Origin of the sequence: Methylophilus medardicus (genome assembly GCF_006363955.1) — a bacterium.
Taxonomy (GTDB): domain Bacteria; phylum Pseudomonadota; class Gammaproteobacteria; order Burkholderiales; family Methylophilaceae; genus Methylophilus; species Methylophilus medardensis.
In genome coordinates this window covers 1,157,963-1,179,502 of record NZ_CP040948.1, presented here as the reverse complement: position 1 = coordinate 1,179,502, position 21,540 = coordinate 1,157,963, and the positions used below count along the sequence as shown (strand labels likewise).

Below are 21,540 nucleotides of genomic sequence, written 5' to 3'. Positions count from 1 at the left end.
AAAAACCTCGCTTGAGCGAGGTTTAATTTGCGTTTATACCGAGATTCCATGTTTATCCATGCGGTAGCGCATGGTCATCCGAGTAATCCCCAGTAACCGTGCGGCCTTTGAGACATTGTGTCGCGATTGCTCAAGGGCATTCAACAACATGGCTTTTTCCGCATCGTCTAACGTCACTTGCGTTTCGCCCTGCATAGAAACACTCGCGCTCGCTGCCGCCATTTGCGGCAAACCTAAATCATGCTCTGAAATCATTGGCTGTGTACACATCAACACCGCCCGGCTGATTTGATGGCGCATTTCACGCACATTGCCAGGCCAATGATATTTTTGGATCGCCATCAGTGCCAGCGTACTAAACTCATGGTGTGGCAAGGCATAGCGTTTTTCAGTCAATTGCCTAAAATAATTAGCCAATAACAACACATCTTGACCACGGTCACGCAAGGGCGGCATCTGCATCGTAATCACGTTCAACCGATAATACAGGTCAGAACGAAAGCGCCCTTCACTCGACATTTGATATAAATCACGATTGGTCGCAGCGATAATTCGCGCTTGCACCGGACGCTCTTTGGTCGAACCTAATCGGCGTACCATGCGACGTTCAAGCACATTTAACAATTTTGCCTGTAAGCCCAATGGTAACTCGCCAATTTCATCCAAAAACAATGTGCCGTCTTCGGCCGACTCAATCAAACCTGGGCGCGAGGCGACGGCATTGGTAAACGCCCCTTTTTCGTGCCCAAACAACTCACTCTCAATCAACTCAGCAGGCAGCGAAGCACAGTCCACATGCACAAACGGCTTATCATGATTAGCACAACTCGCATGCAAATAACGCGCAACAACATCTTTTCCGGTGCCAGTTTCACCCGTAATCAGCACCGTAGGCTGAACCGCATCACTCAGCGCACTTAATTGTGCAATCCGGGTGATTTGCTGACGCACACTTTGCATGGCAGCACTCTCACCAATCAGTTGCACAGAATCATTCACCACCGAATCACGCTGCCTTGAATAATCGAGACTAGCCTGTAAATCCGTGGTTTTTTCATTCTTTTGAATGATCAATAACAGTTCTTCGAGATCAATCGGTTTCTTTAAATAATCAATCGCCCCCATTTTGATGGCGTTGACGGCATCGGTCACATCGCCAAAGGCAGTCATGACGATGGTATTGATGTTTTTTGCCACGAAATCCGCTAATAAATCCAATCCATTGCCATCCGGCAGGCGCATATCCAAAAGCGCCATATCGGGTTCAAATTGTTTTACCAGCAATCTGGCATCCTGTAAGGATTCTGCGTGCTCGCACTCAAAACCAGCTTTTTGTAACCGTTTCACCACTGCTTTGGCAAACAGAACTTCGTCCTCAACCAAGAGCACTTTTTTCTTTATCGGTAAAAAAACTGATTTGTCCGTAGTGGATGAAAGTTGTGAGAGCACGCTTCTTCCTTAATTATAGTAAGTTAATCACGGTCGTAACTAGCCAGCGATGGTTTCGCACCGAACTCATATCTGAAACCAAACCATGCCGCACGTGGCGCACCTGGCAGCAAGCTCAACACCTTACTCTCGCTACCGAATGAACCAGAAGCATCAAACAGTGATTCTGCTAAACGGCCTGCAATATAGTAATCTTTGTCAAAAATGTTGGTTGCTTTGGCGAATAACTTCCAACCGTTGCCAAAGTTATATTGGGTATCAAGATTGACAATGAAATAGCCACTTAACTTACCTCGGCCCACTGCACAATCATCGCCTCCATTACAATCCGCAGCATTAGATTGATGACCATTATTCTCGTTTCCGTACACGAACTGGTCTGAGTAACCAATTACGTTGGTGCCCACATTCCAGCTTGGGGTCACTGCATATTGACCACGCAGTTTTAACTGATGCTGCGGGATCGCTGGCAGGCGATCACCCGCACGTGCGGTGTAAATGCCATCAGAATTAATACCGGTGGAGTTAGACCCGTTGACAAATTCGACATCGGTGTCATAAGTGGCGTGCACAAAACTATATGAGGCACTCCATTTGAAGTTTTCAACGACCCCGTTCACACCAAGATCAATCCCCTGACGCTTACTTCTACCGACGTTTTTGAAGTAACCAGCACCGGTCTGGGTGTTGGCAGCAGTAAATTGAATATCATCATGGTTCACTGCGTGATACACACCAGCGTTCCAACCAATAGTGTCTGTCAGTTGGCCTCGTCCGCCAAACTCGTATGTTTTAGCAACGACTTGGTTGAGTGGTGGGTCATCAGCCAAGGCTGCAGGCAGCAAACAAGGAGATGCTGGGTTTGAGCAACCCAATTCAATAGCGGTTGGCGCACGACTTGACTCACTGTATGAAGTATAAATAGTCAGCTGTTTGGTCGGTGTAAATGTTAAACCAACCGTGGGATTTAAACGTGTGTAGCTGTCACGTGCTGTTAAGCTGTTAAATCCATTCGCCGCAGATGGACCACCACGCAAGGTATCCACATTATCGACTCTGGTGAAGTTCCAACTGGCCCCAGCGTTTAGATGCCAAAATTCATTCAGCGATAAGGTGTCTGTTGCAAACAACCGTGCCGTATATTGCTTACCAGTTAAACCGACGGATTGGCGTGTACCCAACGCACCATCACCTTCTAACACTGGTGCTCTGGTAGGATCAAACACGGTACCACTGCCTGTGGTACCCGTGATATCACCATCAGCAATCGACTCACTTGCAGAAGATAGATTAATTTGCTCACTTTGTTTGAAACGAATCAGGCTGTAGTCGTAACCTGCACCAATCACGAATTGATTTTCTTTACCTAGGAAATCCTGATTAAATGTCGCCTGTCCAGTCGTCCCGTAAGTATCTTGACTGGTCTGTGTTCTGTTTGACACAGAGCCAATCACCTCGCAATCGTCTACAGCTTGGCTACAAGTGATTCCTGGGTAACCATCTAAGGTACTGACACCGCCGACATCCTCAAAACTGCCTTCATAGCCATCACCGTTAACGGTTCTGCGATTGGATTTTTTGTAATACACATTACCGGACAACATAAGGTCGTTGTTGACCCAGTGGCTTCCATTCAGCGCCAGAAAGTGTGAGTAATTGTTTGTGGAATCTGGTCTGGTATGAATTTGGTCATTATCGCCACTCAATAAGAACTCAGGCGTTAAACCATTCCCAATTAAACGATTGTCAGAGCCGATATAAGTAAGATCAAGCTTTGTGGACTCACTCTGCCATCCTGTTTTAGCAAATAGCTGATTAACATGTGAGGGTGAATATTTTCTCCAACCATCATCGGATATATGTTGATAACCGATCATGTAGTCCACCGAACCGTCTTTGGAAACTCCACCGAACTCAACCAAGCCACGTTTGCGGCCCCATGAACCCATTTCACCCTCAATGGCGATTCCTTGGTTGTTACGCCCACTTTTGGTCTGAATTGCAATGGCGCCACCGAGGGTGTTCAAACCATACAGTGGGTTAGAACCAGGAACCAACTGCATATCACCGATAGCGAAATTAGGAATCTTGTCCCAAGAAGTCACATCACCAAAGGGTTCATTCACACGCACGCCATCGATATAGGTAGATAAGCCCTGCGGATTACCCAATAAAGAAGACGCTGAGTAGCCTCTGAAGTTGATCTCAGGCTGCCATGGGTTGCCCCCCAACTCAGTCACTGTAACACCTTGCATGTTGCTATTCATATAATCAGCAATCGAAACACCTGTCTGATTATTAATTGCAGATGGATTGGCCCGCTGAACATTTGCAGGGACTTTATGTAATGGCAGTCCAATGCCCTTTAGTGGCGTAGTGCTGTACACCTCCACTTTATCCAGAATTAATGGCTCTGCATTGGCTAATACCGCTTGTGCCGAATAGGCAGAAGCAATTGCAAGCAACAATGGCTTGATACTATTTTTTTTCATACGAACGATCCCTCTTTCCCGAAGTACTTTTATTGAATATCTTTTGATTTAAAAGCACTTCTTAATAGCAATAATCGTTCCTGCTGAACTCTGTTTAAAAAGATGTTTAAAATCAATTTAATACAAAATTGAGGATGGCTTTAAACCATAAAATTGGCTGTAAAAAGCCAATTTTATGGTTTATATTGGTTTATTACAACCAATTCATGGATCAAATGGGAGTGAGTGAGATCTCGAGACCGTAAGCATTACGGCCTGGGCGCCAAGCTTCATCTACGGCAAGCGCCGCCAAAGCGACCAGTGTTTGATAGGGGTTGGGTTGGCTGGTTTTTACTTGAATCAAAGGATAAAAAGCGCGCTGCCAGGGCGGAATCCCGAGCATTTGAAAAATGACTTTTAACTCACGTCTTGGCCGTTTTACATCCGGCTGCAAAGATTCGCCGCCAGCGCGTGGGGTCAGCAACAGCTGAGTACCCTCAGGCAACACAATAGGTTGCCCATAGCGTTTATTTAAAGTGATCGCGGCGGGTGAAATGCCCAGCCTAGCGAGTGCAATGCCTCGGCCTTTGCTGACCTTAAACTGAATCTGCCAATCGCCCCAGATCTGGTTTTGATGACCCTGCCAGACCAAGGGTGTTTGCGGCAACGCATTGGGCTTGGTAACGCAGTACAAACGCTGTTGATAGTGATGCAAATAGGTAACAGACTGACCCGATTGGCCTTGTAATGGCAAATGCAGGTAGCGATGCGGCTTCACCGACGACAACTGTTGCCAGTAGTCTTGCAATTGCTCTGTGTTTGGCATGCGTAACTGCCGCTGCTGAAACCAGAAACGCAAGACATTTTTGGCACGCACGTCGCCCAAGCAATGCAGGTGTGAAATGGCGATCGATTGCCCTAACCACTCCTCTCGCAAGTCACATTGGACGAGGTCTTGTTGCGCGAGGGTGTCGAGTAAGGTTTGCGCCTCAGCCAGATGACTCGCACTGCGGCTCAAAGCCGAATCCAATTGTGGATAACGCGCACGCATGCGCGGCATGACTTCTTGACGAATAAAGTTACGGTCATAGCGCGTGTCAGCGTTACTCTCGTCATCTACCCAAGTGAGTTGTTGCTCGGCCGCGTATTGCAACAATGTGGTTTTTGGCACGGCCAGTAATGGCCTGAGTAAAAATCGATCAACATCCCACGCCCCCATGGCGCTGAGGCCTTTGACCCCTGCGCCGCGTACCAATTGCAATAGCAGCGTTTCTGCCTGATCCTGCATGTGGTGTGCAGTGACTATCGCTTCGGCGTCAAGCTGTTGCCGCCAGCGCTCTATGGCGACGTAGCGGGCTTCGCGCGCGGTTGCTTCGACTCCCAAGCCGCTTTGTAAATCCACGCGGACGCGCTCTGTATACAATGGGATCTGTTGTGCTTGGCAGGCTTGTTCACACAGACTTTGCCAGCTGTCTGCATTTGGGCTCAAGCCATGATGCACATGCACCGCAGACAGGGTGAACCCTAACCGCCCACGTAGCTGAGACAATGTGTGTAACAACACGATGGAATCGACCCCACCACTGAGTGCAACCAGCCAATGACGCGGCTTGCTGATCTCAGTGCTGGGGGCAGTCAGAAAGGCTTCGAGAACGCTTTCTAACTGAGACAACAAAGCCATGTTATTTTTCACTAACCACTTTAAACTTGCCGTAACTCATCAAGCGCTGGTAGCGCGTATCCAGAAGTTGCGGCAATTTTTTGGCTTGTAAGGTTTTGAGTTGCTGGCCTATGGCGTTGGCAATACTCTCCATCACATCTTCGTAATTGCGATGTGCCCCGCCCGGCGGTTCACTGATAATGGTGTCCACCAACCCCAGCGACTTGAGGCGATCGGCGGTAATGCCTAATGTTTCAGCAGCTTCTGGCGCCCTGCTTGCACTCTTCCACAAAATAGAGGCACAACCTTCGGGAGAAATCACCGAATAGGTTGAATATTGCAACATATTGAGATGATCCACCACGCCTAGTGCCAAAGCACCACCAGATCCACCTTCACCAATCACCACGCCGATAATGGGTGTTTTCAGCTCAGCCATCACATACAGGTTGCGGGCAATTGCTTCGGATTGCCCACGCTCCTCAGCACCGATGCCAGGATAAGCACCGGGGGTATCGATAAACGTAATAATGGGCAGATGAAATTTTTCAGCCAGCCTAAATAAACGCAAGGCTTTACGATAGCCTTCCGGTCGCGGCATGCCAAAATTACGGTATTGGCGCTCTTTGATGTCACGGCCTTTTTGGTGGCCAATAATCATGACTGGCGTGCCTTTAAAGCGGGCAATCCCACCGACAATGGCTGGATCATCTGCATAAGCACGATCCCCATGCAGCTCTTGAAAATCGGTGAATAAGGCGTGAATATAATCGATGGTGTAAGGCCGCTGCGGGTGACGAGCGACTTGAGAGATTTGCCATGCAGTGAGGTTTTGGTAAGTGTCTTGCAGGAGCTTGGCATTTTTCTTTTGCAACAAGTCCAGCTCTTTAGAGATATCAAGAGAGTCATGCTCGTCATGTGAAACTTGCAATGCCTCAATGCGTTTCTCAAGCGCAGCGATTGGCTGCTCAAAATCAAGATAAGTCAGTTTACTAGGCGTTAAACGTTTTGCACTCATGGTGAATTCCAATATGAATTCTTATAAAAAAAGTTCAGGCATTATAAAGGATTTTGACGTTTTCTTTAGATAACCAGCCCTGTAAATTCTGCAACAGGTCATCATGCAGCACCACTTGCCAGTCATCGCCTAACATCAAGCTCACTTGTGCCGATTGATTATGATAGTCCACTTTGATCGGACAACGCTTCTGCTCTTCCCCCGCATAGCGATAGGGCGTGAGTACATTCATCAAACGCTGCACATCCGACGAACCATTGCAGCTCAAGGTCAGCATTTGCGCAAAACGGTTACGAACAGCCGCCAGGTCATAGAGTTTTCTGGCGCTGACACGGATGCCACCCGAAAATTCATCATGACTGATGCGCCCCTCAACAACCAGCAGTTGATCCTCTTTAATCCACTGCGCATGTTGCATCAGTAACTCTGAGCCCACCACCACTTCGGTACGACCGACGGCATCATCAAGCGTCACAATCGCCATTTTGCCGCGTTGCGTCATCCGTACACGGACACCCATGACCACGCCAGCCAACAACCTGGGCTGATCTTGCGGTGCCAGCTCGCCTAAGTTGCCTTTAATGAAAGCGCTCAGTTGCGGTTTGTAACTCAAATAAGGATGCCCACTCAGATAAAAACCCAAGGCGACTTTCTCTTCGAGTAAAGCCTGCTCTGGGCTCCACGGCGCGATGTCAGGTAGCGCATGACGTGTTTCGACCACCCCACCAAACAGACAATCTTGCCCAGCATGGGCGGCACTTTGCTCGGCCACACTAATGGCGGTATCTAACCCAGCCAACAACGCTGCCCGATTGGGTTCCAACTTATCAAACGCACCCGCACGAATCAGCGACTCGATGACCCGACGGTTTACTTTGCGCAAATCGAGACGCTGGCAGAAATCGAAAATGTCCTTGAAAGGCCCTTGCGCTTGTCGCGAGGCAGAAATCAACTCAATCGCCGCCAAGCCAGTGCCTTTAATCGCGCCTAGGCCATACAGCACCTGCTGCGCGTTGAGGGGTTTAAATTGGTAAATACTGGCGTTGATATCAGGTGGCAATACTTCAATCTGGTTGGCCGCACAATCATCAAAAAATGTATGCACGTTATCGGTGTTATTCATGTCCGCAGACATGGTGGCCGCCAAGAAAGCCGCAGGGTAATGCGCCTTGAGGAAGGCCGTGTGATACGCCACCAAGGCATAAGCCGCTGCGTGAGACTTGTTAAAGCCATAACCGGCAAATTTTTCGAGTAAGTCAAACAAATCATTTGACTGTTGTAGCGTCAGACCATTTTTCAGCGCGCCTTCATTAAAGATTTCGCGCTGCTGCACCATCTCTTCGGGCTTTTTCTTACCCATGGCACGCCGCAACAGATCGGCGCCACCTAGACTGTAGCCGGCCACCACCTGCGCAATTTGCATGACCTGCTCTTGGTATACCGCAATGCCGTACGTCTCTTTCAGAATCGATTCTGTGGATGCATGCGGGTACTCCACGCGTTGCGTACCATGTTTACGACGGCAGAAGTCAGGAATCAGGTCCATCGGACCTGGTCGGTAGAGCGCAACCAGCGCAATAATATCCTCAAACAAGTCAGGCTTGGCCTGCTTGAGCATGTCTTTCATGCCCCGCGATTCGAGCTGAAACACCGCTGTGGTATTGGCCGTTTTCAGCAAGTGGTAGCTGCGCTTATCATCGAGCGGAATCGTCTCAAAACTGAGTGGCGGCAATTGCTCTTGTGCGCGCTGCATATTGGCATTTTCGAGTGCCATATTGAGAATGGTCAGCGTCCGCAAGCCCAAAAAGTCGAATTTGACCAGGCCAACGGCTTCTACATCGTCTTTATCATATTGACTGACCAAACTATCGCCATTCGGTTGGCAATAGACCGGTGAAAAGTCAGAGATTTTGCCTGGCGCGATCAACACGCCACCGGCATGCATACCGACGTTACGCACCAAGCCTTCTAGCCTTAGCGCCAATGAGAGTAATTCTGAGACTTCTTCTTCTTTTTCGCGACGCTCTTGTAGCTGTGGCTCTTTTTCAAGTGCAGACTCAAGCGTAATCCCCAACTCCAATGGAATAAGCTTTGCAATGCCATCGACGAAATTAAAAGGTAAATCCAGCACGCGGCCAACATCGCGGATCACCGCTTTGGCCGCCATCGTCCCGAAGGTGGCAATCTGAGAGACCGATGCCAAGCCATATTTGTGCTTAACGTAATCGATGACGCGATCGCGCCCTTCCTGGCAAAAGTCAATATCAAAGTCGGGCATGGATACCCGCTCAGGATTCAAAAACCGCTCAAACAACAGGTTGTATTTCAACGGGTCCAGATCAGTAATGCCCAAGCTGTAAGCGACCAGCGAACCTGCACCGGAGCCCCGGCCCGGGCCAACCGGCACCCCGTTGTTTTTTGCCCAGTTGATAAAGTCGGCAACGATCAAAAAATACCCAGGAAAGCCCATCTGAACGATGATGCCGCACTCAAACTGCAAACGCGCTTCATATTCTTCACGCTTCGCTTCGCGCTGCTGTTCATCGGGATATAAATAAGCCAGACGATGCGCCAGCCCAGCTTTTGACTGGTCAATCAGATATTGATCCAGGCTTTCACCATTCGGCGTTGGAAAATCCGGCAAGTAGTTTTTGCCGAGCGTCAGCGTGAGGTTGCAACGCTTGGCAATTTCTACCGAGTTCTGCAATGCTAAAGGCATGTCGGCAAACAAAGTCTGCATCTCGGCCTGGCTCTTGATATATTGTGTGGCGACAAAACGACGTGGACGACGCTTATCCGACAACACATAACCCTCGGCAATACATGTGCGCGCCTCGTGGGCCATGTAGTCATCCGCAGTTTGAAACTGCACGGGATGGGTGGCTACCACTGGCAGATCTAGGGTTTGTGCGATGAGCACCGTTTGCTGAATGAGCTGCTCCTGCGCATAGGCGTCACTACTGCCGGGCGCATGCACACGCTGCACTTCAAGGTAATAGCGACCGGCAAACAACTGCGCCCATTGCTGCGCATACTGCAAAGCTTGCGCCTGATTGCCCGCTTGCAAACATTGGCCGACATCCCCTGCAGCAAAACCGGATAGCATTAACAAACCAGCATTTTTGGCTTGCAACCACTCCGCTTTGACTTCTGCTCGCTCCCGATATTGATTTTCAAGATAAGCGCTAGACAGTAATTCACATAAATGCGTATAGCCTTGCTGATTTTGTACCAGCAACAAAACGCGATGGGGCTGATCGCGTTGAACGGTATTTTCAATCCACACATCGCAACCCAGCAAAGGTTTTAAGCCTTTGCCGCGCGCCGCTTTATAAAACTTGATCGCACCAAACAAGTTGGCGAGGTCAGTCAGCGCGATCGCTGGCATCGCATCGTTTTTGGCAGCTTTGACATAATCGTCAATACGCACAGTGCCATCCACAATGGAGTACTCACTGTGACAGCGCAAATGAATAAATGCGGGTTGAATGGGGGGAATTTCGGGTGCTTCCATGGCTTTATTTTAACCGCCAACACGGCTTTTTGTACCCCTGACGAGTGCAAATAATCTGATTGACAGCATTAAAAGATCGACCCATGCCCCAACTGAGTTTTATCATGCTGCTCAATAAAAAAATTTAACATGTCGGCATAATGTTCTATGATGTGAGGCGTTTTTTATGAAAAGATTGCCACGCATGACGAATGCTACTGCTTTAATAGATGACCCCATCCTCGTGGAGGACGATTTACCCAGCCTAGGTCAGACCTTGCCTTTTTTTCAATTGGTAAATCAGGCCTTGGAAGATGTCTCGCTGGAGGCATTTCGTGGCCAGCGCAAGATTCTGCACTTCTTCCCCGCCATAGACACCCCCGCAAGTGCAAACAGCCTGCGCACACTGGAGACGCTGGGCAAACAGCTGCCGAATACAGTCATTCTGCATATTTCTGCAGATTTACCCTTCACTATGAGCCGATTTTGCAGTGCAGAAAACTTGAGTGGCTGCATCCACTTGTCCACCATGCGCGGTCGCGACATGCTCAAAAACTATGGCGTGCTAATGATGACCAGTAAGCTCGCCGGCTTACCTGCCCGTGTGCTGATGGTGGCCGATGAAAACGACCAGGTGTTGCATGTTGAACTAGTGAAAGAATTAAGTAATGAGCCCGACTACGCTGCTGCCTTGGCTGTACTTCAAAAGTGATTCCCTTACATGTTGTGTGGTTGATTGACATCGCCCAACACGTTAAAGTACGCAATTAACAATCTAAACATCAAATGGAGAAGATTATGGCAAGCGTCACGCTTAAAGGTAACCCAGTCGCCGTTGGCGGTAAATTTTTAACGGTCGGCGATTCTGCCCCAGCGTTTCAACTTGCAGATGCCAAACGTAATCTGCTAGGTTTAGATGCCTACACCGGCAAACGCAAAGTGCTCAATATTTTCCCAAGCATTGACACGCCAACATGCGCAACCTCTGTGCGTACCTTCAATAAAGAAGCCAGCAGCGTTGCCAACACAGTCGTACTTTGCATTTCCGCTGACTTACCGTTTGCACAGAGCCGCTTTTGTGGTGCCGAAGGTCTGGAAAACGTCGTTACCCTGTCCACCTTTCGCGACACTGCAAAATTTGCCACCGACTATGGTGTATTCATCACCGACAGCAGCTTGGCTGGCTTGACAGCTCGCGCAGTGGTTGTGCTGGATGAGCACGATAAAGTGCTGCACAGTGAACTGGTCTCTGAAATTGCAAATGAACCAAACTATGCAGCGGCCTTAGCAGTACTCGCATAAGCCTTGTAAATGCAATAAAAAAGCCAGCATATGCTGGCTTTTTTATTGCGCTAAGAAATCAATTACACCCGCTTAAACAACAAGCTGCCGTTCGTGCCCCCAAAACCAAAATTATTTTTCAGCGCGTACTCCATCTGCAAATCCCGTGCTGTATTAGCACAGTAATCCAAATCACATTCTGGGTCTTGATTAAACAAGTTAATCGTTGGCGGTGAAATCTGGTGATACAAAGACAATACCGTAAATACTGACTCTAAGCCCCCTGCACCACCCAATAGATGGCCGGTCATCGACTTGGTAGAGTTCACGACTAATTGATAGGCATGATCACCAAAGGTGGCTTTAATTGCATTGGTCTCGTTGGTATCACCCAGTGGTGTCGATGTGCCATGTGCATTCATAAACTGGACTTGGTCTGGGTTTACACCTGCATTTTTGAGGGCGTTTACCATAGACCGACGTGGTCCATCCATATTAGGTGCGGTCATGTGGTAGGCATCGGCGCTTAAACCGTAGCCAGCCAATTCCGCATATATTCTTGCACCGCGGGCTTTGGCATGCTCGTACTCTTCTAGCACCAATACGCCTGCCCCCTCACCGATCACAAAGCCATCACGGTCTTTATCCCAGGGACGACTTGCGGTTGCGGGGTCATCGTTGCGGCCAGACAAGGCGCGCGCAGAGGCAAAGCCACCCACACTTAACTCGGTGATAGCAGCTTCTGCACCACCGGCTACCATGACATCGGCATCACCGTATTCGATCATGCGTGCAGCCTCACCGATGCTATGTGTGCCTGTGGTACAAGCGGTCACAACGGCGATGTTTGGGCCTTTTAAGCCCAGCATAATCGACAGGTTGCCAGAAATCATGTTAATGATGGTGCCTGGAATGAAAAATGGCGAGATTTTACGCGGGCCACCCTCGTCATAACTGTCGTTGGTCGATTCAATCAACCCCAAGCCACCAATGCCAGAACCAATGGTGACACCGATGCGTTCTGCATTGGCGTCAGTCACCTCAAGGCCTGAGTCGCGAAAAGCCTCTATACCAGCTGCCAAGCCATACTGAATGAATGTATCCATCCGGCGTGCATCTTTGGCTGGAATAAAATCTTCAGCGTTAAAGCCTTTCACTTCGCCAGCAATTTGGGAAGCGAATGGTGTGGGATCGAATTTGGTGATGCGGGTAATGCCTGATTGACCAGCAACCAGATTGTCCCAAGCGGTTTGGGTACCAATCCCTACTGGAGACACCACGCCCAAGCCAGTTACTACTACTCTGCGTTTCGTCATAATAGAAAATCAGCCCTCTTGCGAGGGCTGATTGAAGAATGAAGTCAATGAATTACTTGAGGTTAGCGTTGACGTAGTCAATCGCTTGTTGAACGGTTGTGATTTTTTCTGCTTCGTCATCAGGAATCTCGCAATCGAATTCTTCTTCCAAAGCCATCACCAGTTCTACGGTGTCCAGTGAATCTGCACCCAGATCATCTACGAAAGATGATGTGTTTTTAACGTCAGCTTCGTTTGCACCCAGTTGTTCACAAACGATTTTCTTTACGCGTTGTTCGATGTCGGACATCTAAAATACCCCTTTGTTGATAAGTGTCGTGTTCAGTAAACCGGTATTCTAGCAAAAGTTGCCCAGAATACCAAAGAAACAAAATTTTATGCGCAGTACATGCCCCCATTGACATGAATGGTTTCACCAGTGATGTAAGCCGCTGGTGGCGATGCAAGGAAAGCCACCGTGGCTGCAATTTCCTCAACCTGACCCAGACGACCCAAGGCAATACGCTCCAGCATTTTGGCTTTGATCTCTTCTGGCAGTTCGGCGGTCATGTCAGTTTCAATGAAGCCTGGCGCGACGCAATTGACTGTAATGCCACGGCTGCCCACTTCTTGCGCCATCGACTTGGTGAACCCAGTCATCCCTGCTTTAGCAGCGGCGTAGTTGGTTTGACCTGCGTTACCCATATGGCCCACCACGCTCGAGATATTAATAATGCGGCCCTGACGGGCTTTCATCATCGGACGCAATACCGCCTGACTCATGCGAAACACCGATTTTAAATTGGTGTTTAACACCGCATCCCAATCATCGTCTTTCATTCGCATGAGCAAAGTATCTTTGGTAATGCCCGCATTATTCACCAAAATGGAAACATCACCGTATTGATCTGAGATTTGTTTTAACGCAGCTTCAATTTGCTCTGGCTGAGTTACATCTAGCGCAAGCCCCATGCCTGTGACGCCGGCAGCTTTGAGATACGTGGTAATCGCTTCTGCGCCACTCGCCGTGGTTGCCGTGCCAATCACGATGGCTCCCTGTTTGCCTAATGTTTGGGCGATGGCAGCACCAATCCCACGGCTAGCGCCCGTTACCAAAGCGACTTGTTGATTCAACATATTTTGCTCCCTTATTGCGCAACAAATGCGTGCATAGATTCATCATTGACCAGTGCATCACAGCGCATGTCAGCGACGATGCGCTTGGCTAAGCCAGCCAATACCTTGCCCGGCCCACACTCAGCAGCAGACAGCACCTCTTGCGCAGCCAATTGCTGAACGGTTTCGACCCAGCGCACTGGGTGGTATAGCTGCCGGACTAAGGCGTCTTTGATTTGCGTGGCGTCGTTGTAGGCAGCCACATCTGCATTATGCAACACAGGCACTAACGGAACATGTACAGTCACGTTTTGCAGATAGTCACGCAGCTGATTTGCGGCCGGTTGCATGAGATCACAATGCGATGGCACACTCACAGGCAAGGGGAGCGCACGTTTTGCGCCTTTGGCTTTTGCCAATTCCATCCCCCGCTCAACCGCAGCTTTATCGCCGGCAATGACGACTTGACCGGGCGAGTTAAAATTAACAGCTTGCACGACTTGGCCTTGTGACGCCTCGCTGCACACAGCACGCACGGTGTCATCATCCAACCCTAGGATAGCGGCCATAGCCCCCTGGCCCTCAGGCACAGCTTGCTGCATGACCTGCGCACGGTACTTCACTAAAGGCAATGCATCTGCAAAAGTCACGGCACCTGCCGCCACCAGCGCGGTATATTCGCCCAAACTGTGACCGGCCATCACCGTCGGCAACTTGCCTCCCAACGATTGATACACGCGCCATGTCGCCATGCCGGCAGTGAGCATAATGGGCTGGGTATTCTCGGTAAGGTTAATTTCATCATTGGCCTCGGTGGCCATCTTCCAAAAATCAACGCCAAGCACAGCAGATGCCTCATCAAAGGTTTGTTTGACAATGCTATGTGAGGAGAAGCCCTGCATCATCCCCACTGACTGCGAGCCCTGGCCCGGAAAGAAAAAAGCAAAATTAGACATAGTTTTAGTGTATCCACTTACCCATAAAAATCAGGCCTCTACAAAACGAGGCCTGCGAAGAAAAAGTGTATTGCCTTAGTATTTGACTAATGCAGAGCCCCAGGTGAAACCACCCCCAAAGGCCTCCATCAGCAGAATGTGACCGCGCTGAATACGGCCATCGCGCACGGCTGTATCGAGGGCCAAAGGAATAGAGGCCGCTGAAGTATTGCCATGCTGATCGACGGTAACGACGACTTTATCCATCGGCATATCTAGTTTTTTAGCCGTTGCTTGCAAAATACGAATGTTGGCTTGGTGCGGCACCAACCAATCGATGTCAGATTTTTGCATTTGATTGGCAGCGAGCGTTTCGTCCACAATTTGATCCAGTGTATTCACCGCCATTTTAAATACAGCGTTGCCCTCCATCACCACCGTGTCTGGGCCGTCTTCATTCCGAGGCACATGCAGATACGTTTCATAATTACCATCGGCATGAATATGGGTTGAGAGCACGCCTGGGGTATCGCTGGCTTGCAAAATCACGGCCCCTGCGCCATCCCCCCATAAAATACAATTACTACGGTCAGTGTAGTCGGTTATCCGTGTAAACGTATCTGCACCAATCACCAGCGCGGTGCGGGATTGACCAGATTTAATAAATTGATGGGCGATGGTGAGTGCATAAACAAATCCGCTACACACTGCTTGCACATCAAAGGCAGGGCAACCACTAATGCCTAGCTTGCGCTGAACCATGGTCGCCACACTCGGGAAAATTTTGTCTGGGGTGGTTGTAGCAACAATAATGAGGTCGATGGCCTGGGCTTCAATTCCTGCAGACGCAATGGCATTGCGCGCGGCTTCGGTGGCCAGATCACTGGTACGCTCATCCGTGACGCGATGACGTTGCTTGATACCAGTGCGTGCAAAGATCCACTCATCGGTGGTATCGACCATTTTTTCTAGGTCAGTGTTGCTTAAAATAGTGGGCGGCAGATAGCTGCCTGTGCCTGCGATTCGTGCGTTAATCATTCGGACGATTATGCCTTAATTGGGTCAAATTACCTAGCTGCATCCAGCTCAGGACTGCTCGGAGGACGTCAGATGCTCGATTTCTAGTTGCGCTTGAATCCTTTTCAGAACGCCACTTTGCGCCTCTTCCATCGCAACATGAATCGCATGATAAAAACCGATACTGTCAGCGCCACCATGGCTTTTCACGACAATGCCGCGCAAACCTAAAAAGCTGGCGCCGTTGTAGCGACGCGGATCTAGCCGCTTTTTAAACGCCTTCAGCACAGGGAACGCGCCGAGCGCCATCAGCTTGGTCAACCAGTTGCGCTTAAATTCCTGCGTCAGAAACTTGCCCATCATATGCGCCAAGCCCTCTGTGGTTTTGAGAGCCACATTGCCGACAAAACCATCACAGACCACTACATCCGTGGTGCCTTTGAAAATATCATCGCCCTCTACATTACCGTAAAAATTCAAGTGGCTACCACGCAAGAGCTCAGCAGCCTGCTTGGCCACCTCGTTCCCCTTGATATCCTCAGAACCAATGTTCAGCAAACCCACAGTCGGATTTGGTTTATTGCTAATACAGCTCACCACCATCGCACCCATAATGGCAAATTGATACAAGTGCTCTGGCGTGCAATCGGCATTAGCGCCCAAGTCCAACATAAAGGTACTGCCTTTTTCAGATGGCAAGGTCGAAGCAATCGCTGGCCGATCGATGCCTGGCAAGGTTTTAAGCACGAAACGCGCGGTCGCCATCAACGCCCCGGTATTGCCAGCGCTGACACAGGCCTGCGCCTCCCCCGTTTTCACCATGTTAATGGCGACACGCATGGAGGAATCTTTTTTGTTCTTCATGGCGCTCTGCGGGGATTCGTCCATCAGCACGACTTCACTCGCATGCTGCACCCGCAGTCGCGGATGGGGGGTAATGTGTAACGCTTTTAGTTCAGCCTCAACCGACGCTGTCAAACCGACCAAAATGATATTGAGATTCGGATTTTCTTTCAAAATACGCACAGCCGCAGGGACCGTCACGTGCGGACCGTGATCTCCTCCCATGGCATCGATTGCAATCACAACCTCTTGTGAATGCGCGTGTTGACCAGTTGTCATGTTGTTTCCCAAAGATACTTTCCGCACACCGCCTGACATCAATACAGGGCTGCATCATGCATACAGAAAAAGTAGAGGCTTACGCCAGATACACAAACGCCGCGCATTTTAGTGCGCGGCGTGGTTTAAAGCGTGAACGCTTTAATCTAGCGATTACTCGCCTTTTGCAGGCATCACTTTACGGCCACGGTAAAAACCGTTTGGACTCACGTGATGACGCAAATGTACTTCACCAGTCGTTGGCTCGATTGCCAAAGGTGGGTTTGTCAAAAAGTCATGTGAGCGGTGCATGCCACGCTTTGACGGTGTTTTTTTGTTTTGCTGAACTGCCATTTGTATACTCCAAAATCGAACCGCCGCTTCACAAATGAAGTTAAAGGGCAGTTATAAATAAACTTAAATTGCTACCTAATCCAACATTATAAAATATTCCAGAGACAACTGCAAATAAATCCTGCAAATATCGCTTTTGATTTACTTTTTTGAGAAATCACGAGGCAACGACCACCACCATTTACTGCCCCAATTTTAAATTTTTAAGCACCGCAAATGGGTTTGGCTTTTCACCCGCAGATTGCTGAAGGCTCACGCAATCAGAAGGATGCATGACTGCAATCGGCAACGCCATGAGCAACTCGTCCTCGACCAACGACTCCACTGACGCGTCAGCCGCCTCTTCCAGCCAGTCAACCTGTTCGTCCTCTAACAGCGCTTCCGGCGGCGTATCGGCCAAAGCAAACTCAAAGTGCAAGTCTAAATTCTCGGGCAGTGCTGCAAAGCAACGCTGACACACTAATGGCAGTTCAGCCTGCACAGCGAGGGATAACATCGGCAAGGCGGAATCACCAAAAAACCGCGGTGGCAAGCCTTGCAGCTGAAACCGCACCCGCATTGCGGACAATGCAGAGGAATCCTCAACACCAAGCGTTTTAAGCGCTTGCTGTAAACGTGGCAAAGCGGCAATCAACAACTCCCCTTCACTCTTTTTTTGCTGCCGGGCCAGCTCCTGAAATTGCGCCATACGCTTTGAAAGCTCCTAATGTTTACAATCCAACACTATACCAAACCCAGCCACACTTGACGACCTGCAAAGGGTCATCGGGCATTCAACATAACGTCCTACTTTTTAAGACTAAGGTTTATTGTTATAATGACTTCGCATCACACGGCGCTCTTTTCATGAGTGCTCACATGGTGCCGGTTTGCATAATCGGCCATCCACTTCGGCGGCCTTGTTGGTGCAAATCCACAACCAGACCAACTCAAAGCGTTTAAATACAAATAGTTGCTAATTAATAAACGGTTGAGTTACATAAAGACTCTTTCCTTTTTTCTTGCTTTAAGGGTAATGTGTGTTTAAGAAAATTTTAGTCGCGAATCGCGGTGAAATTGCGGTACGTATTGTGCGCGCCTGCTCGGAGATGGGCATCAAATCAGTGGCCATTTACGCGGACGCTGACCGTCATGCTTTACACGTCAAAAAGGCGGATGAAGCCTATAACATCGGCGCCGACCCAGTCGCAGGTTATTTGAACGCACACAACATCGTAAATATTGCCGTGGCTGCAGGCTGCGATGCGCTGCATCCCGGTTACGGTTTTTTGTCTGAGAACCCAGAGTTGGCTGAAGTATGTGCCCGTCGCGGCATCAAATTCATTGGCCCTGAGGCCGATGTGATTCGCCAAATGGGTGACAAGATTCAGGCCCGCAACGCCATGATCAACGCTGGCATCCCATGCGTCCCTGGTAGTGACGGTAATTTGGAATCCTTAGAAGCCGCGGTTGTGTTGGCTAAGAAAATCGGCTATCCGGTCATGCTAAAAGCCACCAACGGTGGCGGTGGCCGCGGTATCCGCCGATGTGACAGCGAAAAAGAACTCCTCAGCAACTATGATCGCGTGATTTCAGAGGCTAGTAAGGCCTTTGGCAAGCCAGAAGTTTTTCTGGAAAAGTGCGTGGTTCATCCTCGCCATATTGAAGTCCAGGTATTGGCAGATGCCCACGGCAATGTCATCCATTTGTTTGAGCGGGATTGCTCTATCCAACGCCGCAATCAAAAACTGATTGAAATTGCCCCATCCCCACAACTGACCCAGGCACAACGAGATTACATCGGCAGCCTAGGCGTCAAAGCGGCAAAAGCGGTTGGCTATGAAAACGCGGGTACGGTAGAGTTTTTACTGGATTCTGACAACAATTTCTATTTCATGGAAATGAACACCCGCTTGCAGGTGGAGCACACCGTCACCGAAACCATTACGGGTGTCGACATAGTGCAACAACAGATTAGAGTCGCAGCTGGTCTACCCTTGCAGTACAAGCAAAGTGAAATCGCTTTCCGCGGCTTTGCTATGGAATATCGGATTAACGCTGAAGACCCCCAAAAGGATTTTCTGCCGAGCTTTGGTAAAATTACACGCTACTATGCGCCCGGCGGACCCGGTGTGCGTATGGATGCAGCGATCTACAGCGGCTATGTGATTCCCCCTTATTATGACTCGATGTGCGCCAAGCTCACTGTATGGGCATTGGATTGGGAGGGTGTGATCGAGCGCGGCCGTCGTGCGCTGAATGACATGGTGGTGTATGGCGTTAAAACAACGATTCCGTATTACCAGCAAATCATGCTACACCCCGATTTTCGCGCCGCTAATTTTAATACTAGCTTTGTGGAGCAACACCCTGAGCTGACCGAATATGATGTCGGATTACCAAAAGAGTTGATGGCTGCAGCAATTGCTGCGGCAATTGCAGCCCATGAAGGCATTTGATTAACCGTATTGCAGAAATTACTTTAGATCGACTAGATTATGAGCAAAATACATGTCACCGAACTCGTGTTAAGAGATGGGCACCAATCCCTGATTGCCACACGCATGCGCACCGAAGATATGCTGCCGATCGCCGGCAAACTGGATGAGATTGGTTTCTGGTCTCTAGAAGCCTGGGGCGGAGCGACCTTTGACGCCTGTGTACGTTTTCTGAAAGAAGATCCTTGGGAGCGCCTGCGCAGCTTGCGTAAAGCCGTCCCCAATACGCCGATCAATATGTTGCTGCGTGGGCAAAACCTGCTGGGCTATCGTCACTATTCAGATGATGTTGTGCATGCATTTGTCAAACAAGCGGCCGACACCGGGGTAGATGTATTCCGTATTTTTGATGCGATGAATGATATTCGCAACTTAAAAACGGCCATTGAGGCGGTAAAATCCGTTAAAAAGCACGCAATCGGTACGTTATCTTTTACCACCAGCCCGGTGCATGATGTCGCTTACTTCGTCAGCATGGCAAAAGAGCTTGAGGCGCTGGGCTGTGACAGTATCGGTGTGAAAGACATGGCTGGTTTGCTCACTCCCACCATGGCGGGAGAACTGGTCAAAGCCCTGAAAGCGGCAGTGAGCCTACCTGTGCACATGCACAGCCACGCTACCTCTGGTCTGGCCAGCATGGTCATGCTCAAGAGCGTAGAAAACGGCGTTGATATCATCGACACCTGCAACTCTTCATTCTCCGAGGGCGCCAGCCATCCAACTACTGAGAGCTTGGTGGCAGCTTTAAAAGGGACTGAATACGATACTGGCCTTGATCTTGGCAAACTGCAAGAAATTACGGCTTACTTCAAAGAGGTCCGCAAAAAATACTGGCAGTTTGAGAGTGATTTCACCGGCGTGGATACCCGTGTGTTGGTCAACCAAGTACCAGGCGGCATGATCTCTAACTTGTCCAATCAGTTAAAAGAACAAGGCGCACTCAACCGCATGGATGAAGTGTTGGCCGAAATTCCACGCGTTCGTGAAGATTTAGGTTTCCCGCCGTTGGTGACGCCAACTTCTCAAATCGTGGGTACACAAGCGGTATTAAATGTGCTTACTGGTGGACGCTATAAATCCATCACCAATGAAGTCAAAAATTACTTATTGGGGCAATACGGCAAGGCACCAGCCGCCGTCAATGCTGACGTGCGCAAACAGGCTGTGGGCGATGCTGAAGTCATTACTTGCCGCCCGGCGGATTTGTTGCCCCCTGAAATGGCCAGACTGCAGTCCGAATCTGAGCGATTTGCCAATGATGAAAAAGACGTGCTGACTTATGCCATGTTTCCGGATATTGGCCAAACCTTTTTGCAAGAACGTAATGCAGGCTCATTGATTCCTGAAACACTGTTGAGCAAAGATGCGGTGACACAGCAATCAGCAGCAGCCCGCTACGCTCCAAATGAATTTAACATCACCTTGCATGGTGAAACCTATCACATCAAATTGACCGGCAGCGGTCATGCAGGTGAAGAACGCAAGCCTTACTATGTGAAAGTGGATGGGATTTCTGAAGAAGTGTTTGTAGAGACACTGAGTGAAATGGAAGTCAGTGGCGGTGGCAACAATGGTTCGACTGGCGGCAAGAAAAAGGCGGCGGTTGCTGCCAGTGGCCGTCCGCGTCCTAACCATCCTGGCTGTGTTACGACTGCAATGCCAGGGACCATCGTCACCGTAAAAGTCAACGTTGGCGACAAAGTCACTGCAGGGGATGGCGTACTTGTGATCGAGGCCATGAAAATGGAAAATGAAATTCAGGCCAGCAAATCGGGCACTGTGTTGGCCATTCATGTCAGCAAAGGCGATAGCGTGACGCCAGACGAAACATTGATTGAAATTCAACCTGAATAATTGAGCGTGTAAAAATCCC

The 21,540-nt window shown here is 49.4% G+C and carries 17 protein-coding genes; 4 read left to right on the top strand and 13 right to left on the bottom strand.

The annotated features are described in order from the left end of the window. Nucleotides 1-33 precede the first annotated feature (33 nt). From FIT99_RS05820 to dnaE, 5 genes are all read right to left on the bottom strand, one after another. Nucleotides 34-1,449: a sigma-54-dependent transcriptional regulator gene (locus FIT99_RS05820; protein WP_140003428.1), complete on the bottom strand. Its 1,416-nt coding sequence runs from the start codon at nt 1,447-1,449 to the stop codon at nt 34-36. Nucleotides 1,450-1,472: 23 nt separating this feature from the next. Continuing rightward, nucleotides 1,473-3,941 carry a TonB-dependent receptor gene (locus tag FIT99_RS05815; RefSeq protein WP_140003427.1) on the bottom strand — a complete coding sequence of 823 codons (2,469 nt, stop codon included), beginning with the start codon at nt 3,939-3,941 and terminating at the stop codon, nt 1,473-1,475. 211 nt (nt 3,942-4,152) lie between these two features. Further along, nucleotides 4,153-5,601: a tRNA lysidine(34) synthetase TilS gene (gene tilS, locus FIT99_RS05810; protein WP_140003426.1), complete on the bottom strand. Its 1,449-nt coding sequence runs from the start codon at nt 5,599-5,601 to the stop codon at nt 4,153-4,155. Nucleotide 5,602: 1 nt separating this feature from the next. After that, entirely contained in the window at nt 5,603-6,598 is a 996-nt protein-coding gene (locus FIT99_RS05805) for an acetyl-CoA carboxylase carboxyltransferase subunit alpha (RefSeq protein ID WP_140003425.1), read from the bottom strand. Nucleotides 6,599-6,632: 34 nt separating this feature from the next. Then, a complete protein-coding gene (dnaE, locus tag FIT99_RS05800) occupies nt 6,633-10,112 on the bottom strand; it encodes a DNA polymerase III subunit alpha (RefSeq protein ID WP_140003424.1) in 3,480 nt (1,159 codons plus the stop codon). 166 nt (nt 10,113-10,278) lie between these two features. On the opposite strand from dnaE, the gene tpx (FIT99_RS05795) reads away from it, so the two are divergent. Beyond that, nucleotides 10,279-10,803 carry a thiol peroxidase gene (gene tpx, locus FIT99_RS05795; protein ID WP_223261298.1) on the top strand — a complete coding sequence of 175 codons (525 nt, stop codon included), beginning with the start codon at nt 10,279-10,281 and terminating at the stop codon, nt 10,801-10,803. A gap of 86 nt (nt 10,804-10,889) precedes the next feature. Next, entirely contained in the window at nt 10,890-11,393 is a 504-nt protein-coding gene (gene tpx / locus FIT99_RS05790; protein WP_140003423.1) for a thiol peroxidase, read from the top strand. A 62-nt stretch (nt 11,394-11,455) separates the two neighbouring features. Here the strand turns inward: tpx (FIT99_RS05790) and fabF are convergent, their stop codons facing one another. From fabF to FIT99_RS05750, 8 genes are all read right to left on the bottom strand, one after another. Next, nucleotides 11,456-12,688: a beta-ketoacyl-ACP synthase II gene (fabF, locus tag FIT99_RS05785; RefSeq protein ID WP_140003422.1), complete on the bottom strand. Its 1,233-nt coding sequence runs from the start codon at nt 12,686-12,688 to the stop codon at nt 11,456-11,458. Nucleotides 12,689-12,740: 52 nt separating this feature from the next. After that, nucleotides 12,741-12,977, bottom strand: coding sequence for an acyl carrier protein (gene acpP / locus FIT99_RS05780; RefSeq protein ID WP_019882196.1), 237 nt, complete (start codon nt 12,975-12,977; stop codon nt 12,741-12,743). 86 nt (nt 12,978-13,063) lie between these two features. Next, nucleotides 13,064-13,804, bottom strand: a complete 741-nt coding sequence (gene fabG, locus FIT99_RS05775) for a 3-oxoacyl-ACP reductase FabG (protein ID WP_140003421.1) — start codon at nt 13,802-13,804, stop codon at nt 13,064-13,066. Nucleotides 13,805-13,815: 11 nt separating this feature from the next. Next, the gene (fabD, locus tag FIT99_RS05770) at nt 13,816-14,739 is read right to left on the bottom strand and encodes an ACP S-malonyltransferase (protein ID WP_140003420.1); all 924 of its coding nucleotides are present in this window, start codon (nt 14,737-14,739) and stop codon (nt 13,816-13,818) included. Nucleotides 14,740-14,814: 75 nt separating this feature from the next. Continuing rightward, nucleotides 14,815-15,756 (bottom strand): beta-ketoacyl-ACP synthase III, encoded by a 942-nt coding sequence (locus FIT99_RS05765; protein ID WP_140003419.1) that lies wholly within the window; start codon nt 15,754-15,756, stop codon nt 14,815-14,817. 48 nt (nt 15,757-15,804) lie between these two features. Then, nucleotides 15,805-16,857 (bottom strand): phosphate acyltransferase PlsX, encoded by a 1,053-nt coding sequence (gene plsX, locus FIT99_RS05760; RefSeq protein ID WP_140003418.1) that lies wholly within the window; start codon nt 16,855-16,857, stop codon nt 15,805-15,807. Between the two features lie 153 nt (nt 16,858-17,010). Further along, on the bottom strand, nt 17,011-17,190 hold the full coding sequence (gene rpmF, locus FIT99_RS05755) for a 50S ribosomal protein L32 (protein WP_018985326.1): 180 nt from the start codon (nt 17,188-17,190) through the stop codon (nt 17,011-17,013). A 181-nt stretch (nt 17,191-17,371) separates the two neighbouring features. Then, complete coding sequence (locus FIT99_RS05750; RefSeq protein ID WP_140003417.1) at nt 17,372-17,878, bottom strand: YceD family protein; 507 nt, start codon at nt 17,876-17,878, stop codon at nt 17,372-17,374. Between the two features lie 331 nt (nt 17,879-18,209). On the opposite strand from FIT99_RS05750, the gene FIT99_RS05745 reads away from it, so the two are divergent. Together FIT99_RS05745 and oadA are read left to right on the top strand one after the other, a co-directional pair. Continuing rightward, nucleotides 18,210-19,628: an acetyl-CoA carboxylase biotin carboxylase subunit gene (locus FIT99_RS05745; RefSeq protein ID WP_140003416.1), complete on the top strand. Its 1,419-nt coding sequence runs from the start codon at nt 18,210-18,212 to the stop codon at nt 19,626-19,628. Nucleotides 19,629-19,667: 39 nt separating this feature from the next. Next, complete coding sequence (gene oadA / locus FIT99_RS05740; protein ID WP_140003415.1) at nt 19,668-21,521, top strand: sodium-extruding oxaloacetate decarboxylase subunit alpha; 1,854 nt, start codon at nt 19,668-19,670, stop codon at nt 21,519-21,521. The last annotated feature ends 19 nt before the right edge of the window (nt 21,522-21,540 follow it).

What these genes read in the sequence shown, in the direction of transcription:
- tpx (WP_223261298.1), top strand. Translation starts at nt 10,279, where the DNA reads ATGAAAAGATTGCCACGCATGACGAATGCTACTGCTTTAATAGATGAC.
- fabG (WP_140003421.1), bottom strand. Translation starts at nt 13,804, where the DNA reads ATGTTGAATCAACAAGTCGCTTTGGTAACGGGCGCTAGCCGTGGGATT.
- plsX (WP_140003418.1), bottom strand. Translation starts at nt 16,857, where the DNA reads ATGACAACTGGTCAACACGCGCATTCACAAGAGGTTGTGATTGCAATC.
- rpmF (WP_018985326.1), bottom strand. Translation starts at nt 17,190, where the DNA reads ATGGCAGTTCAGCAAAACAAAAAAACACCGTCAAAGCGTGGCATGCAC.
- oadA (WP_140003415.1), top strand. Translation starts at nt 19,668, where the DNA reads ATGAGCAAAATACATGTCACCGAACTCGTGTTAAGAGATGGGCACCAA.
- tilS (WP_140003426.1), bottom strand. Translation starts at nt 5,601, where the DNA reads ATGGCTTTGTTGTCTCAGTTAGAAAGCGTTCTCGAAGCCTTTCTGACT.
- fabD (WP_140003420.1), bottom strand. Translation starts at nt 14,739, where the DNA reads ATGTCTAATTTTGCTTTTTTCTTTCCGGGCCAGGGCTCGCAGTCAGTG.
- dnaE (WP_140003424.1), bottom strand. Translation starts at nt 10,112, where the DNA reads ATGGAAGCACCCGAAATTCCCCCCATTCAACCCGCATTTATTCATTTG.
- FIT99_RS05805 (WP_140003425.1), bottom strand. Translation starts at nt 6,598, where the DNA reads ATGAGTGCAAAACGTTTAACGCCTAGTAAACTGACTTATCTTGATTTT.
- FIT99_RS05750 (WP_140003417.1), bottom strand. Translation starts at nt 17,878, where the DNA reads ATGGCGCAATTTCAGGAGCTGGCCCGGCAGCAAAAAAAGAGTGAAGGG.
- FIT99_RS05815 (WP_140003427.1), bottom strand. Translation starts at nt 3,941, where the DNA reads ATGAAAAAAAATAGTATCAAGCCATTGTTGCTTGCAATTGCTTCTGCC.
- FIT99_RS05765 (WP_140003419.1), bottom strand. Translation starts at nt 15,756, where the DNA reads ATGATTAACGCACGAATCGCAGGCACAGGCAGCTATCTGCCGCCCACT.
- tpx (WP_140003423.1), top strand. Translation starts at nt 10,890, where the DNA reads ATGGCAAGCGTCACGCTTAAAGGTAACCCAGTCGCCGTTGGCGGTAAA.
- fabF (WP_140003422.1), bottom strand. Translation starts at nt 12,688, where the DNA reads ATGACGAAACGCAGAGTAGTAGTAACTGGCTTGGGCGTGGTGTCTCCA.
- acpP (WP_019882196.1), bottom strand. Translation starts at nt 12,977, where the DNA reads ATGTCCGACATCGAACAACGCGTAAAGAAAATCGTTTGTGAACAACTG.